Genomic DNA, 15884 nt, shown 5'->3' on the forward strand with positions numbered 1-15884 from the left:
TTTATTCACCAGTAAATTTTGGTTCACGTTTTTCAGTAAAAGCTTTTGTGCCTTCTTTAACGTCTTGTGAATCAAATAACTCTCCAAAGAGATCTAGTTCAAAGCCTAAACCTTTATCAATAGCCACATCAAAACCATCATTAATGGCTTCTTTACTTGCAGTCACTGCAAGAGGGGCTCGCTTTGAAATAATTTTAGCTGTTTTAAGGGCTTCATCTAAAAGAGTTTCTTTAGAAAATACTTTATTAACTAAACCCATTTCCAATGCTTGTTGAACATTTATTTGCTCACCCGTGTAAATCAATTCACGAGCACGGGGTAAACCTACAAAACGTGCAAGTCGTTGTGTGCCGCCAAAACCTGGCATCAAACCTAAAAGTACTTCAGGTTGACCAAATTTGGCATTCTCAGAGGCATAGATAAAATCGCAACTACAAGCAAGCTCTGTTCCACCACCTAAGGCAAAACCATTGACGGCAGCAATCACAGGAATTCTTAATATTTCAAGACGTCTAAAAACACTTTGTCCAAGTTTTGAAAAAGCTGCAGCTTGTTCAGAATTCATTTCAGACATGGCTACAATGTCAGCTCCTGCTACAAATGCTTTTTCACCGGCTCCTGTAATAACAAGGGCACGTAAATCGCGATCTGTGTCGATTTCATCAAGTTGAGTATCAAGTTCTTTTAGTACTTGTTCATTTAAAGCATTAAGCGCTTTAGGACGATTGATTTTTAAAACGCCAACACCATCTACTTTTTCATAAGAAATTGTTTCAAAAGCCATTATTTTGCACCCTCATATTTGTAAAATCCACGACCTGTTTTTTTCCCAAGCCAACCAGCTTCAACATATTTAATTAAAAGTGGGCAAGCTCGGTACTTACTATCTCCAAGCCCATCATGGAGAACATTCATAATTGCTAAGCAAGTATCAAGGCCAATAAAATCAGCCAATGCGAGTGGCCCCATAGGCTGGTTGGTTCCTAGTTTCATGGCATTATCAATGGCCAAAGGTTCAGCCACACCTTCAAAAAATGTATAAACAGCTTCATTAATCATGGGCATTAAAATTCGATTAACTATAAAACCAGGAAAGTCTCTCGCCTCAACAAATGTTTTACCCATTTTTTCTGCCAAAGATTTAGTTACAGCAAATGTTTCATCAGAAGTCGCTAGCCCTCGAATTCCCTCAACAAGTTTCATTACGGGTACTGGGTTCATAAAATGCATCCCCACAACCTTGTCAGGTCGTTTGGTCACTGAACCAATTTTTGTAATGCTAATTGAACTCGTGTTACTTGCTAAAATCGCACCTGGTTTTACAGTGGCATCTAGATTTTTAAAAATTTCAAGCTTCAGACTTTCTTTTTCTGTCACAGCTTCAATAGCGATATCGCATGGCTTTAATGCCGAAAAGTCATCTGACGTTTTGATGCGTTTTAAGAGTTCATCTTTTTGCGCTAAAGTTAAGGCTTCTTTTTTAATTAAACGATCACAACTTGATGAAATAGTGTTTATGGCTCGACTCAGAGCCTCAGGATAAAGATCAAAGAGAATTACATCATGCCCAGTACCTGCGAGCACTTGCGCTATTCCACTCCCCATTTGCCCCGCACCCAATACGCCAACTATTTGCCCCATGAAGGACTCCTTTTTGACAAACTTATTTTTGAATTTCCGCTTAAATTACTTTCACTTAGAACTATATCTTTATGTTCAGCGTGTCAAATTCTATTGAGCTGCTGGAGCCAATCGCCAGATGAGTAAAAACATGTCATTGGGATTCTCTCTAATACTTTCATTATTTTTCACAAAGAATAGAAACAGGCGCGAGACGTTATCTTTGCTGTGATATTCCCCGCCCAAATATCCACGGCCCATGACATTAGAAACCACTTTAGTATTTGGATTTAACTGCTCATAACGACCAATTAAATTAATATTCTCAAATATTGGATGCTCTAAATCGGCATGCCAAATTAAAGAATCTGTGTTTTCAATTTGGCTAAAAGTTTGAAAAATCGAGCCTTCTAATTGAAGGCCTAAACCAAAAATATTAAATCCAAAAAATGCGTTTAAACCTCTGATGCGTGTTTCATAAGGCGTTCCTATAGCTATAAACCTACCCGATGTTGCACTCAAACCTAAGTTACTATGTGCCGGGCCTTTGAGCCCCCATTGTCCTGTGACAAAAACACGATTGTCTTGATTTGAAGTGAGATTTGCACCTTCACCGTTGTGTACAGCGAGATCCATGTAGTGCCCATCAAGATCAACATGAAAACCCACACCTGTATCTCTTAGCGGAAAAAAACCACGCTCATAAAGTAAAGTTCGAGGGAGCCATAATTCTGTTTCATCTTGAGATTGCAATCCCCAGGGAATTCGAAACTGACCTGCGTAAATGTCTCCAAAATAGGTATGAATTGTACCCGTAACATCTGTCATGCTCACTGACTCAGCGTTTGGCGCTGCCCAATATGGCCGATAAAGCAATTGACTCGCCCCTACAGAGGCCTTGATGTGAGCCCATTGCACAAATCGACTCGTGAAACCCACACGCCATAAAAGCGGATCTATACCACCTAACGAAGGTTCTTGGACGTGCACTTGAGATTGAAAAAACATGTCATCAAATTCAACTTTTAGAGCTTCAGCAGCTTGAATTAGCTGTGTAGAAAAAAATAAGCAAAAAACAAATAAAACACTTACGGATTTTTGAAACACTTTGATCATGACCTTATTATTTGCGGCAATATATGCCGAGGCAAGGGCAAAACTTGCCTAACTGCAATGTTTAAAGCCATTTAATCACACTACCCTAGGCCTTGTTTATGCATTCCTCATCTAAGAGGAAGAATTGTGAGAAAAACTAAAGAGTTTGATATCAACTCATGCATGCTTTTGACTCTCGGCGCCATACTTTTATGGACAAGCCTCGCAAGTGCAGTACCCGTTTATCGATTCCATGACTCGCCTTTTCCGTCAGGGGAAAGCAGTCCAAAAAACCTGGATATGACAGGTCTTACCATTTCAAAAACTTGGCTTAAAATTCGTTGGAGTAACCACGAGGGTTTGGTACCAAGACAGGCCATCTACAATGCCATTGATTTAAGTAAACGCGCTCTACTTTTAGAAACAACGCCCTATAGAAAAATACCTCAAGAAAACAGATTGCCCGCAGGTGTGTTTCAGAAGAATACTGACGTAGAAATCATTTCACAACAAGATCATTGGGTATTGATAAAAAATAAAAAAATCTCAGGCTGGGTGAGTGAAAATTTCTTGAAAGCACATCCCCATGATTTAGGCTTTATGCTTACAAATAAAAAAACGCACTTTAAACTTTCGCCAGATATAAAATCTAAAACACTTTATGAAATTCCTGAAAAAAGAAAAGTAACTTGTTTAGAAAAAAATAATTCGTGGGTCAAAATAAAGTATAGAAATAAAATAGGCTGGGTGAGTGTTCATCACGTTTTTTCAAAATTAGATACTGATTTTGCAATTATCAAAATAAAAACTAAACCTCAAAACTCAACATCAACTGACAATTTAGAATTTGGTCAAAAAGTTCAAATTACAGATCATCACACAACACAATGGGTGAAATCAAAAACTCCTGAGCATGGCCACGTTTGGTGGCTATTTAATCAACACCCAACGCAACTACAAGTTGCCAAATCTACTCTAGAAACGAAAGAACTTTTTGATAGAGGTCTTTATGATATGGCAGCACATCCACAAATGCCGCTTATTAAATTCGCCTCAGCCCAAGGAGTTTTTCTAACTACTGATGATAAAAATTGGCAAATAATTTCTGAATTCGGACATCAAAACTTTCCAGTGGCCATCGCAAATAATGGCGATATTTATGTCGGGCATTATCGAAGCCAAAACCAGGGCGAAAGTTTTCAACCCTATTTGCGCTGGGATAAAATTATTTCTAAAATAACTGAAATTAAAGGTTATACCCCTCAAAATCTAAGACTAACTGATATAGATTTAAATGATAATTCTAATGCGATAGTCATTACTTTAAGTTCAGCGAAAAATTCAAATAAAGATGAAATCAGACTTATGTCAACTAATGGCGGAAAGTTTTGGAAGCTTGCAAATGAGAAAACTCCTTCACAATGGCCTCTCTTACGAAATCTCGCAAACCGTAACGCCCGTCTATCCCCTGTTTTTCTGCGTCCACAGGAGTTAGAATATGAACATAAACGTCCTGCTTCCAAACTCCCCAATTAGTGAAGGCTGAGTTCTTAGGTAAAACAAACTGAGTACCATAAATACAAATTGGAACAATCGGCTGTTTTGCTTCAATGGCTAGATAAAAAGCACCAAGTTTAAAATTTTCGACCGTACCGGTTTTAGAACGTGTTCCTTCAGGAGCCATCCAAAAGCTTTCTTTACGATTAAATTTCTCTAAAGTTTGTTTTAAAACAGCATGTGCCGCTTGCGGGTTACCCCTCGCAATGGGAAGCATCCCTGAGGCCCGAAGAGCTGCGCCAAAAAGTGGAATTTTAAAAAGCTCAGCTTTTGCAGCCATACGAAATGAAATTGGAAGCGCTAAAAATAAAACAGGAATATCAAGAAGGGCTAAATGGTTACTGACTAATATCATGGAAGGATATTTTTTAAGATTCTCTTTACCTTTAACATGGAGCTTAATGCCCGAAAGATAACAAATAACTTTTGCCCATTTACGTGAAAGATTCTCAAAATCTTTACGCGTTTTAAATGAAACAATGTATAAAGCATAAAGTGAGCAAATTAATGTAAAAGCTGGCATAAAGAATAGATTAAAAAGTGCACGCGGGTAACTTAATAATTTAAAAATCACTTTTTAATCCTGGTTAATCTTCCAATGCCGACAAATTACTTTTACAAGCCCTGGAACGCTGTTTTGTAAAACCGCTGCCCCATGTTTCATATTTTGAGAAAGTTTTAAACTTAGAGTGGGCTGTCTAAGTAATACTTGAGTCACATTTAGCTGAGTCATTTTTCCGGTTTTTTTAAAATACTCGTTAAAATGTGGAAGCTCTTGCCCAACATCATCTATGACTATTTTCATAACCGCTGTTTTAAGACCAAGTTTTCTACCAACACGAATAATCTCAGCGGTTTCCATATCCACAGCTTCAGCGCCAGATTCTTTAAAAAGCTTTTCCTTATCATTAGGTGTTTCTAACACCAACGGCTGAGTGGTGAGACTCGTTGCACGATACTTTAGGCCCTCTTGAATCATGGATTTTCCCATATCTTCTACAAGTGTTAAATCCATATTAAAAACAAATTGATCAAGAGAAGAGATAACCTTATTTGGAATTACTGCATCACCAACTTGTAAATTAAGCGAAAGCCCACCGCAATAACCAAGCACAAGAACTCCGACATAAGCATCACTATTCATGACAGCCAATGCTGCGGTTGCTGAGGCTTGCATACCCATAGAAGTCATTACAACATCGACTGGGTAACCGCTCAGTAGACCTGAGCACATGGGGTGTTTATAACCTTTTGGAGTTTTTTTATCGGTCATTAATTTTTTAAGAGTTTTGAATTCTTCATTAATTGCTACAGCAATAAGTAATTTTTTACTCATAGTATTTTAGGTTCCAGAATTTTCTGGTGAAAAATAGATTTCACCCAGAACACGATCTCTAGCAGCTTTTCGTTGACGACGTTTGTACTCACCATGGGCGGCAGTACCAGAGAGATTACTAACGTATGTTTGATAATCCATGATTTGAATTTCATAAGGGTAAAAAAACCGTAGCATTCCGGTATTTGTTTTTATTTTTATAAGTTGTCGACAAATAAATTTTACTACCCGATAACCTTCATCACTAAACGGATTAAATTTTTCTCTAAATTTCCCTCGATGAGCCTCTGAACTCATAAGAGCTTTTAGCTTTGCCTCAACTTCTTCTGCTTCAATTGGTTTTTTAGTTTCAATAAGCTCATCAATAGTTTCTAAAAACAGATTCGTCGGGAACAAAGTATTTCGCGATTGATTTGGCACCACGTTAGCAAAACAAATAGCGTTGTGAAGTCTTAAATACTTAATGACGCGAAATGCATCAAAAACTGAACCCGTAACAAAACGCAAACCCATCTTATCAAAAATATCAATAGCCACAGTCTCAGGTTTACTTAAAGTTTTAATAACCATGCTGTGTTTTTCTTTAAATGCTTTAACTTCAAATTTCATCAACGGAATTTGATCTACGTCATCTTTACTTCCCAAATAGAGTTCACCGTGGGGCAGCGAAACAACGCGGGATTGTACGGGTTTAAGAATCTGGTCTTGAATTTCTGATGTGTAATTAAAAAATAAATCGTTTTCAACGTGAGCCACACAATGCATTACTCTTAAAATAGCGCATGACCAAAGTTGCATAATATTTTGAGCATGATCTCGTGTGCTGGCATATAACAAAAGGCGTCTGATATCTTGAACCTTATCTTTTGATGCTAAAACATCAGGAATTTTTTCATCAGGTTCGAGAATAAACTTCTGCATCATTTCTATGGTTTGATCAAAAACTTTCCAGATGGCATCGTCTTCTTCAGGTTTTGAAAGATCATATCCGTATGATTTTAAAAATTCTCCAGCCTCTTCAAGTGAATGAAAATCAAGACTTGGAATATCAATGGTACTAAAACCACCGATAACCGTTTTCATAAGTTGTTTAGGAAAATCTAAATTGACCGCCACACCAAGACTGTACTTAAAACCATAGCTCAATTCAACAAAGAGATTAGCGGCAGCGCATCAGTTTGCAGGCGTTAATTTTACCCGTTCCTAACTTACCAATTGCTCCACCGAGAGTTGGATTTGGCTTATTCACTGTGTTCTCAAATGTAACTATAGCATTGAGTTGATTACCGATGATTTCACCATTAATCTCGACTTTTCCGAAATTATCTTTAAGTAGTAAATAGACTGACGACTGCCCTTGCAAACATGTGTCTTGTTGACAATTTCCCTTAACGAGCCCTTGAACAACTGGCATTGTAATAGGAATGGCCGTGTTGCCATTGATTCCACTAAGACTATCCCAAAACACAATCGAGACTTTACCCGATTGAATTGCGATACCTTGAGGTGTGGCCACTGCGTCATTAAGGGTTTTATTACCAGCAAAAATAATGGTCGATTGATTATCACTACCAGCTGCACTAAAGCCAATGGCGCAATTTGCATTAAGCATTCCGTATGTTGAATTTTGCGTACCACATCCAAGTCCTTTTGCATCAGGAACTGCAGGGGTAGCTGAAGTACTCCCCACTTTTTCAGGGGCTAAATCTGTACTTAAAAACCATCGAACAATTTCATGCTCATCAGCAATGCCTGCTTGTCCGCTGGTAAATCTTATTCCCGTTGGTCCAAGAGAAGGTTTTATCTCACCCCAAACTGCTTCAGTCATAGAGGCCGTCACAGGTGGTCTTTGACCACTGACGATTCCATTGTCTACGCCCGTTGCTCGATCAGGGCCTGAATCACCCACTCGGCCAGTAAAATCAGGTGCCGCTTTTTTGGGGCTCGGGCAGGCGGTTTGAAATAATGCTAATCCTATGGCAAATACAAGTACGAGTTGTCTCATAACTTTCTCCTCTTACGTATAAAGACTATCGCAAGGGATGGGCCATGATTTTATGTGTTTAAATGGGTTATATTAGATTTGAAGGCTCAAAATCATCATTCTAAAGCTTACGCGCTTAATGTCGTTAGTCAGGTGTCAAAGCGTTTGATAGCGAAGTTTTTATAAAGTCAAACCTTTTGCGAGCCCCTGGAGCTTTGCCTTACAGCTATTTTTGCCCGATAAAGCTACAAGTGCTTTTTCTCTAGCAGAGTTAAGATCCATCATTTTTCCGTTTTGAAGTGGAATATTCTCAGGAAACACAACTTGGTTTACGAGATCATCACGCCTTTTATCTGTGATTTCTTTAATGCGCGCAACACCCAAAGGTAATGGCACCCCAGCTTTAAATTCAGGATCAAGGCTACGTCTTGGGTTTAACGAGAAGTTACGTAACTCGCTCATCTTTAGTTGAGCCATCGCGTACCAGCGATTACTTAGCTTCATATGGCTTTTGTAATCAATTTTAGAATCATACTCTTGATAGAATTTTTCAATACGTTCTTGATTTAGATCACCCTCTTTAGCAATGGTGAGTGCAAGTGGCGCAAGTACTGAGTCAAAATTATTTAACAATACCTGTCTTGCCAAGAGCTCTGATTCAACAAAAAGTTTTCGAATTTCAGTTTGATAGAGTTTGCGATCAGCGTCAGATAATGTTTGAAGAAATTCATTTACTGATTTTCCATGAGGCAATGCAGTTTTACCCCAAGCTTCTGACAAACCTGAACGTAAAACAGTATCTACTGCTAACTCCATAGATTGTTCCATGTCATTACTTTTACCTGCGTCATGACCACCGTGTTTGTCAATCAGCATTTGAGCCACATAACCACCTGCATTCACAGCCATGTCACGAATAACGGCTTCAAGGCCTTGTTTGAAATATTCTTTCTTCTCGTGTTGAGCAAGCCCCAGATAAACAATCCATTGCCCCATGATCTCAGCAACACCTGGCATTATTGTTAGACGCTGAGATTGAAATTTTTTGCCAAAAAGAACACGCCTTACTAATTCATGTCCCGCTTCATGATAGGCCGTCATGATATGCACGGAATCTGTCATTTTCACATGCTCTTGCAATGTTCTCATTCCAAGAGAGAGAACATACACACCAGATGGTGTCTGAATTTTGTATTTAAATTTATTGTCTTTTGGAATGATAGGAAGTGCTGTAAGCACAACTTTTGACCCTAATGGAACATTCTTACTCAACAAGAATACTCTTAATTCATCTCTGATTTTTTTAACAAAATGATCAATTGATGCGCCCTGATCTTTGATAACAAAACCTTCAGTTTCAATTAATTTAACCGTGGCTAAATAATCATTGGGGCTAGCAAAAAGCACTTCCCAACCACGTCGCCCCTCTGTAATTTTTAAATCTTCAAGGGCAAGTGATAATTTTAACTGTGAAAGTTCACGAATAGTTTTGTAATTTATTGGTGAGTAAAAAAACATATTCTCAAAACCAATTCGCGCAGCCATTGGCTCTGACAAACTTTTATATATCGTAGCTCTTCTAATAGATTCAGACTTAACTGATTCTTTATAGATAGTTTCACGCGCAGCTTGCTGTTGTTCTTGAGGTATATGTGTTGGAATTTGTGAATACCACTCTTGCCCGATGTTTGCAGTCATGATGAGGGTCACATTACCCATGGATCGTGGTTTGCCGTCAGCAAAAGTTCTTACCGTGGGTTCTCGAAGAATATCAAATAGAGCACTTAACACCCAAGGTGGTGCATTTCCGATTTCGTCTAAAGTCGCCATGAAATTACCTTCAGTACGATCATAGATTTTCATGAACTCAGACTTAATTACTTTATCACCAACTTTTTGGCCTAATATTTTAACTTTTAAATCGTCTTTGTTAGTGACAGAACCGAAGTCAAAAGCGTGCATAGCCTTTTCATTGCCATAAAGTTCAATAGCGAGAGATCTTGCAGTTTCAGTTTTTCCGGTTGAAGTTGGGCCAAATAATCCAAAAACTTTTACTGCCTCTTTATTATCATTAACTGTATTTTTGTTATTACCGCGACGCTCTTGAGTTAAAACTACAGCTTTTGCGATCTCATCTATTACAACTTCAGCACCAAAAACGCGTTTTTTTAGACGCTCACCTAAAGTAAGTATTTTTCGCAATTGTGCATCAGTTAATCGCACAGCTTCTCGCTCATGCAATGTACCTTCAAGCACTAGCTCAGTCTTAATATTGTCTCGCTTAATTACGAGTGAGTAGGTGCGATCTGGATTTTGAGTGATATCTAATTCAATTGGATATCTAGCTGTAGGCATTTCAATTTTACCTTCAGAAAATGCCTCAAAGAGTGGGTCTTCAACAAAAGATGTGATGCGATCAATAACAGGTCTTGCATTATCTTCTGCGACATATTGATACTCTTGTAAAAATGCGACAAGTTTATTTGACCAAGAAAGAACAGGTGCTTTTGCACCACCTAAACGCACGTTTAAACTCTCTAATTTTTGTCTCGTGATAGTTTGTAAATCTTTAACTGAAAGTGGTCTAAACAAAAGCATTTGCCAATTTTGAAAGCGATTAACCAGATCTTGTGAAATACCAGGCGCATGCTCTGCTTTTCCACCAGTATTTTCAATGTGATTAGTTTCCATCAAACTATCGCGAAGGCGGCCGTAGTTCTTACTAACATTTGGCCATTTAACCATCATCTCGTCATAATTAAGGGGGGCGCCATAGCGTCTGCCGTCGGGTTCTCGAGCGGTCAAAAGCTCTGAACCTTCATTGGTAGCGATGATGTATAAAACAGGGACATACATTTTATCTACGCCACCTTTAACCGAATTGCTAACTCGCACAAAACCTTGATCAAGAGTTTCTTTTAAAAATGAATCTTTCATAGATTTTGACCAACGCTCAAATCCAGAAATATAAATAACTGCACGCTCAGGTCGTTGACCTTCAAGTACTTTTTCTGAGCCCTGCCATTCAGGATTCTCGGCAATAGATTCTTCTGTTTTACCGTGAGGATTCTTCTCAACTTTTATTTGATAACGCCCTCCAGAATGAGCTGCTAAGAATCTCTGAAGAGAGGTAACACCGTCTGAACCAATATGCCCCGTAGATGAGCCCGTTAATGAAGTCATATCTTCTTTTCCAGTGACTACGGGCAATCTAAACAAATGTGTTTTGTACGCCTTATCGCGTTTATACATGGCATCGGTAATTGCTTCAGTGGCTGTGTCTTTTCCAGTACCAGGTAATCCCATAAATAAAAGAAGCTCTGGCAACTCTCGATTGAAACGAGTGATATAATTTCTAATTTCAATTTTTTTTGCAGCCGCTATAACTTCAGGCTGCCCGATAATTCGTTTATTTAAAATCGCAGTAAAAGCATCTAACTCTTTTTTAAGAAGTTCTTTATTGTCTCTTGTATTTGGAACTGCATCTTGAATAACGTCCTGATCACCATTCTTATTAGCATCAGCATTCTTATCAGCTGACTTTAAGCGAGATCCATCAGATTCGTCCTTAAAAGGCTCTTCAGGATTAACGCCTAATTCTTTAGCTACATAGGACAAACGATTATCAAGATTAAGCTGTCCACGTACTTTTGACTGATAGTTTGGTGAGGCCTTTCGAATTCTTACCACCTCAGGTGTGAAAGGTAAGTCTTCAGTGAATTTTAGAATATCTAGTGTTGGCGCGTTTTGCCCGTGGCCATCTTGGTAAGTAATGTATGTACCTGTTTGTTCGTGATATCGTAAAAATGTGAGTTGACGATCATTACTAAGAGTAGCGATGTAATTTATTTTAAATCGACTCTTCTCACTACTCACGGCCATTTCAAATGTTTCAACACGCTGAGTACGATTGTTGATAGCAGCAAAATATATTTTTTCTTTAGTTTGGTGAGAGATTACCGTAACACTTTCGCTAGTACCTCTGGCAATTTGAACATTCCATATGCCTTCAGGTTTTACATTTCGACTAAAAGGAACTGGATAAACTGAACCATCTAAACTCACAACATAATATTGATCATTGACTGCAACTTGGATGTACTCACCACTATTACGTACACCAAAAATAATATCATTACCATTTACCTTCTGTAAGGCATTATGCTCAGGATCAGGGTAATTCACATTTACAGTTGCCGTATTTATTTGACCTTTAAAAATCGTATAAACTAATTTAGTACGCGGGTCCAAAAAACTTACTTCATCTAACTCAGCCCCTGCGTTGAAGTTATAAATAAGTTGTGCACCATTAATAAATTCGTAAACGACAGGTATATTTCCGTTCACGTCGTTTGAGTTATCTCCTGCCTGCGCACTCTTTTGAACTGTAAGAAATATTGTAAGAACTAGAATGGCAATAATCAGTTTTTTAATGGTCATTCTTTCTCCCGCACTTTTGCGTCCCAGTATGAATGCTTAGCCAAATACAAGACCTATGCCACTTAAAGCCCTTTAAATTTCCGCCACTTACGCAAAGTTTAGAAATTAACGATGACGAAGTTTTTGGCAAAAATGCCAATTACAAGCTTAAGGGCGGCTTGCAGCGTCAAGTAGAGTAATACAACTAGGCAGTGCACCCCCCACATGAGGGAGAATTCTTTTAGCAATATCAAGTCTCACTTCGCGCTCAAAATTATCTATAAGAACTCTTAAAGATATCTGTTCAGAAAAATATTTCGCCGCAAACTTACTTAAAAGGCTTTTGGCATCTGCAACTAAAAATTTGATACCCTTAGCCTTTGCCTGAGATTCAATTAAAAGATTAAGTTTAAGCTCTAAAATATCACGCACTTCTTTAGTATTTTTGGGTGGAAAAAATGCATGTACTCCTGTCATTCGATCAACAAGAAATTCAGAAACACCTTCTTCAATTACAGCTTTTCGAATTTGCCCTTCAGTTGGTAATGCGATTTCTTTATCTACTAGCTCTTTTGTTTTTTTGTTTGCAGCCGAAAAGCCAATTGTACTTTGAGTTGAAGGTTGAGATTTTTTGATCCAGTCATTAATAAATTTTTGCCCAGCATTTGAAGCAAAAGTGATAGTCACACGACGAATATCAACTCTTACTGACACTTGATTAACTCTACTTTGCGAACCATCTAGTGAAGCCTTTGTATAAAAATGATCGCTATCCATCATCGTGAGTAAAGTGTTTTGCACTGATGTGTGTGCTTTTTCAATTTCATCAAAAAATAAATGTGCGTAAGGATTTTTCAGCACTGCTTCATAAATTGTATTGAGTAAATCATCTGACGTTTTACCGGCACCATATTCGCTCATATTGATACGTACAAAACCATCAGTCATATGTGTTGCAAACCAAGTCTTTGCCACTCCCTTAGGCCCAACAAACATGCGCCTGCCACGAGGTTTTGAGGCATCTTGAGAACCTGTTAACGCCAATATAAGATCGTCAATAACAGCGTCTTTTACGTCAGTATAATTTTTAACATAATGATCTAGGTTTTCACGTGTAGTTTTAACTTTGTTGATTCTAAATTGAGGGTCAAATTCATCTGCATTGACTTGTTTTACCTTGGTAGCAATGGTTTCTATATATTTTTTAGTGATTTGATTAACTGGCACTGATTCTAGCTGTGCATATGCGTAAACGGCCTCTAAGTGCCTACTTGCACGCTCTAAAACTGTACCGATGGCATCGATTTCACCTGCGACATAAATGACATGTTGATTTAATTCATTTGAAAGTGGTTGATACCCCACTTTTTCTGCCCACATATGAAGTGCTTCAAGCATTTTTTCTTGTGGAATTTCTTTTTTAATAATTTGTCTCATCCGGCGATTAAGACTTCTATCACCAGCAAGACTTTTCTTAAAGCCATCATGATTTGTTGTACCGATAAAACGAACTTTGCCGTTTGCTAATTCTGCACTTATTTGCGCAAAAAAGTCATTAGCCTGACCTGAGTGAGTGCCGCCACCTCTAAGTGAATGCATGTCATCAAAAATAAAAATAACATCGTTTACTTTTGCATATGCAATAAGGGCTTTAACACGTAACTCAGTTACGCCCTTCCATTTTGAGCCCGCATCAAAATCAGTGGCATTGATCTGAATAAATTTTGTGTCTTTTGAAATTTCAGGAAACTTACCATCCAAAACCATTTTTATAAAACTTCGAACTAGTTCAGTTTTGCCTGAACCAGGTTCTCCGATTACAATTGCACTTCCTGCTTGCTTGTAGAGAAGCACACTGCGTAGGGCTTGAATTTCTTGGGGTTCATAGATATCAAATATTTTATTACTTGTACTGATTTCTTTTGATAAATTAATAAATGATTCATTGATTATGACCGAAGATTTGATCCATTTATTATCTTCCGTCTTAATATATGGGTCTTTTGGATCATCCGTTGGTTTTTCAGAACCCACATCCATTGATTCTTCTAGAGGTAATACATCCTGAGGTCTTTGTACAACTCCAGCATCTTTAAAAGTTTTTTGAATTTCACTTTTTCGTTCATCTAATTCACTTTTGGTATAACCGACTTGACTAGGGACATGCTTCTGTGGGTTCCACGCGTCTAAATTAAAAACTTCTGCTAAACCTTCAACACTCAAACCTTCACTTGTGGTTACTGATTTTTTGCCGTCGGTAATTTTTAGTGTCCCAAGTGGTATAATAGTAGATTTTGGGCTTTTTATTGATTTGACTGTACCCAACTGAATACTCGCTCCATCATCTCTAACTAAAAAAACATCACTTTGGTTTTTACCTGCAACGATACTTATAATTTTATAACTAACATTACCTACTTGTTTGTACTCAACATGTGTTTTCATTCCGACTTTATGCCCACCTACGATTTCATGGGGATATGTCGCTTGAGAAATCGGCAGTGTTACATGATTTCCATTTTGGTTTACAAAATGAAGTTCATCTCCTACTTGAAAAAATACAAAAGTACCGCGTTGTTTAATAGCCAGTGCCTGGTAATTTGATATTTCTGAAACTTGATTTGATACAATCTTAGAGGCAATCCAACTATCAAAAAGCAGTTGTGATTCTACCTGCTCATTTACTGCGACTCGTAGAATTTTTCCATGCACGATGAGTGCACTTGGATCAAGAGGAACAGCGTTTGTTGGAGCAGATCTTGGCAAAAAATAAACACCATAGCCAGGTACACTTACCAGTTTATTCTCATTAGGAAATTTATAAACAAATCTTCGAACAGGAGGCTCAAGTATTGCGAGTGCATTGATTGAAAATACTGTGATTAAGAGAATGAGTAATTTTTGAGCCTTCATTAAACTCCCCGAATAAATTATGTGTCACAAGAATCTGCAGAAAAACCAATGCAATACACATGCTCACTCAAAGTTTTTAAACAGTCATTTAAGTCGCTAAATTCGATTTTTAAAGTAGATTTTTCAGAAGTGTCAATTGTTAAGGCATCATTAAAATTCGCTGGTTACTGTAGGCGCGAGATACGGGATTTGTATTGCTGTTCAAGTTTTTTATTACGCTCATCCCCTCCTGGTAAATTTGCAGAAAGATACACAGGGGCCACTTTACCACTCTCAGAAAAATACTCACAAACTCTCACAGATAAATAATTTACCGTGATTGACCCTAAAATAGTTGAGAGTGGCCCCACAGGAACATCTAGACCTTGAATTTTTACAACTGCATCACCTGGTATGCCACCTGAATCAATAACATGGTCACAAAGTTCATAGAGTTTTTTGCCACTGACATGTCGGCTGGAAGTTTTTTTAGAATGCTCGATATTCGTGATTGCCACAGTAATAAGGCCAGCTTTTTTAGCATGTTCTGCCATTTCAACGCTCGTGGCATTGATTCCTGAATTTGAAATGATAGTAATCACTTCACCTGCTTGTGGCTTATAAAAATCAAAAATTACTTTAGCAAGACCTGAAAGTCTTTCAAGTGGCCCATTACGCGAAGGACCTGCATGGGGCATGAGATACTCTTCAAGCCATGGGTTAATTGGTATTAGCCCACCCGCACGATGAAATGCTTCTTCAACCACCATGTGCGAATGCCCAGCACCAAAGAGATGCCAAACGTTTGGAGTACACTTTAAAGAATTGGCATCATCACCAGAAGTTAGACTTTTAAAAATCGCAAGTGCCACACTTTCGAGCACAGGTTTTTGTGTAGCTAAAAGATTTTCAATCTTTTCTGTTACGGTTTTTACGTATCCATCAGCTGCTGACATAGTTCTCGCTTACAAAGAGTAGCTC

The 15884-nt window shown here is 38.1% G+C and carries 10 protein-coding genes; all 10 read right to left on the reverse strand.

Annotated features, from left to right (window positions below; translation table 11 throughout):
• Position 1 precedes the first annotated feature (1 nt).
• Entirely contained in the window at positions 2-784 is a 783-nt protein-coding gene (locus tag SGI74_12650; protein ID MDZ4678345.1) for an enoyl-CoA hydratase-related protein, read from the reverse strand.
• Positions 784-1641, reverse strand: a complete 858-nt coding sequence (locus tag SGI74_12655; GenBank protein ID MDZ4678346.1) for a 3-hydroxybutyryl-CoA dehydrogenase — start codon at positions 1639-1641, stop codon at positions 784-786. The genes SGI74_12650 and SGI74_12655 overlap by 1 nt, the downstream gene beginning before the upstream one ends.
• Positions 1642-1731: 90 nt before the next feature.
• Complete coding sequence (locus SGI74_12660) at positions 1732-2736, reverse strand: hypothetical protein (protein ID MDZ4678347.1); 1005 nt, start codon at positions 2734-2736, stop codon at positions 1732-1734.
• A 1351-nt stretch (positions 2737-4087) separates the two neighbouring features.
• Entirely contained in the window at positions 4088-4846 is a 759-nt protein-coding gene (locus SGI74_12665; protein MDZ4678348.1) for a lysophospholipid acyltransferase family protein, read from the reverse strand.
• A 3-nt stretch (positions 4847-4849) separates the two neighbouring features.
• Positions 4850-5608: a hypothetical protein gene (locus SGI74_12670; protein ID MDZ4678349.1), complete on the reverse strand. Its 759-nt coding sequence runs from the start codon at positions 5606-5608 to the stop codon at positions 4850-4852.
• 6 nt (positions 5609-5614) lie between these two features.
• Positions 5615-6724, reverse strand: a complete 1110-nt coding sequence (locus SGI74_12675; GenBank protein ID MDZ4678350.1) for a TIGR04552 family protein — start codon at positions 6722-6724, stop codon at positions 5615-5617.
• 43 nt (positions 6725-6767) lie between these two features.
• Positions 6768-7613 carry a hypothetical protein gene (locus SGI74_12680; protein ID MDZ4678351.1) on the reverse strand — a complete coding sequence of 282 codons (846 nt, stop codon included), beginning with the start codon at positions 7611-7613 and terminating at the stop codon, positions 6768-6770.
• A 159-nt stretch (positions 7614-7772) separates the two neighbouring features.
• Positions 7773-12032 (reverse strand): hypothetical protein, encoded by a 4260-nt coding sequence (locus tag SGI74_12685; GenBank protein MDZ4678352.1) that lies wholly within the window; start codon positions 12030-12032, stop codon positions 7773-7775.
• Between the two features lie 147 nt (positions 12033-12179).
• Positions 12180-14924, reverse strand: a complete 2745-nt coding sequence (locus SGI74_12690) for an AAA family ATPase (protein ID MDZ4678353.1) — start codon at positions 14922-14924, stop codon at positions 12180-12182.
• A gap of 164 nt (positions 14925-15088) precedes the next feature.
• Complete coding sequence (locus tag SGI74_12695) at positions 15089-15859, reverse strand: SIS domain-containing protein (GenBank protein MDZ4678354.1); 771 nt, start codon at positions 15857-15859, stop codon at positions 15089-15091.
• Between the last annotated feature and the right edge of the window lie 25 nt (positions 15860-15884).

The sequence above is a fragment of the Oligoflexia bacterium genome, from assembly GCA_034439615.1.
In the GTDB taxonomy this organism is placed as follows: domain Bacteria; phylum Bdellovibrionota; class Bdellovibrionia; order JABDDW01; family JABDDW01; genus JAWXAT01.

Excerpts from the sequence above, each read along its gene's own strand:
- SGI74_12650 (MDZ4678345.1), bottom strand. The coding sequence starts at position 784 with ATGGCTTTTGAAACAATTTCTTATGAAAAAGTAGATGGTGTTGGCGTT.
- SGI74_12670 (MDZ4678349.1), bottom strand. The coding sequence starts at position 5,608 with ATGAGTAAAAAATTACTTATTGCTGTAGCAATTAATGAAGAATTCAAA.
- SGI74_12655 (MDZ4678346.1), bottom strand. The coding sequence starts at position 1,641 with ATGGGGCAAATAGTTGGCGTATTGGGTGCGGGGCAAATGGGGAGTGGA.
- SGI74_12685 (MDZ4678352.1), bottom strand. The coding sequence starts at position 12,032 with ATGACCATTAAAAAACTGATTATTGCCATTCTAGTTCTTACAATATTT.
- SGI74_12680 (MDZ4678351.1), bottom strand. The coding sequence starts at position 7,613 with ATGAGACAACTCGTACTTGTATTTGCCATAGGATTAGCATTATTTCAA.
- SGI74_12660 (MDZ4678347.1), bottom strand. The coding sequence starts at position 2,736 with ATGATCAAAGTGTTTCAAAAATCCGTAAGTGTTTTATTTGTTTTTTGC.
- SGI74_12695 (MDZ4678354.1), bottom strand. The coding sequence starts at position 15,859 with ATGTCAGCAGCTGATGGATACGTAAAAACCGTAACAGAAAAGATTGAA.
- SGI74_12690 (MDZ4678353.1), bottom strand. The coding sequence starts at position 14,924 with ATGAAGGCTCAAAAATTACTCATTCTCTTAATCACAGTATTTTCAATC.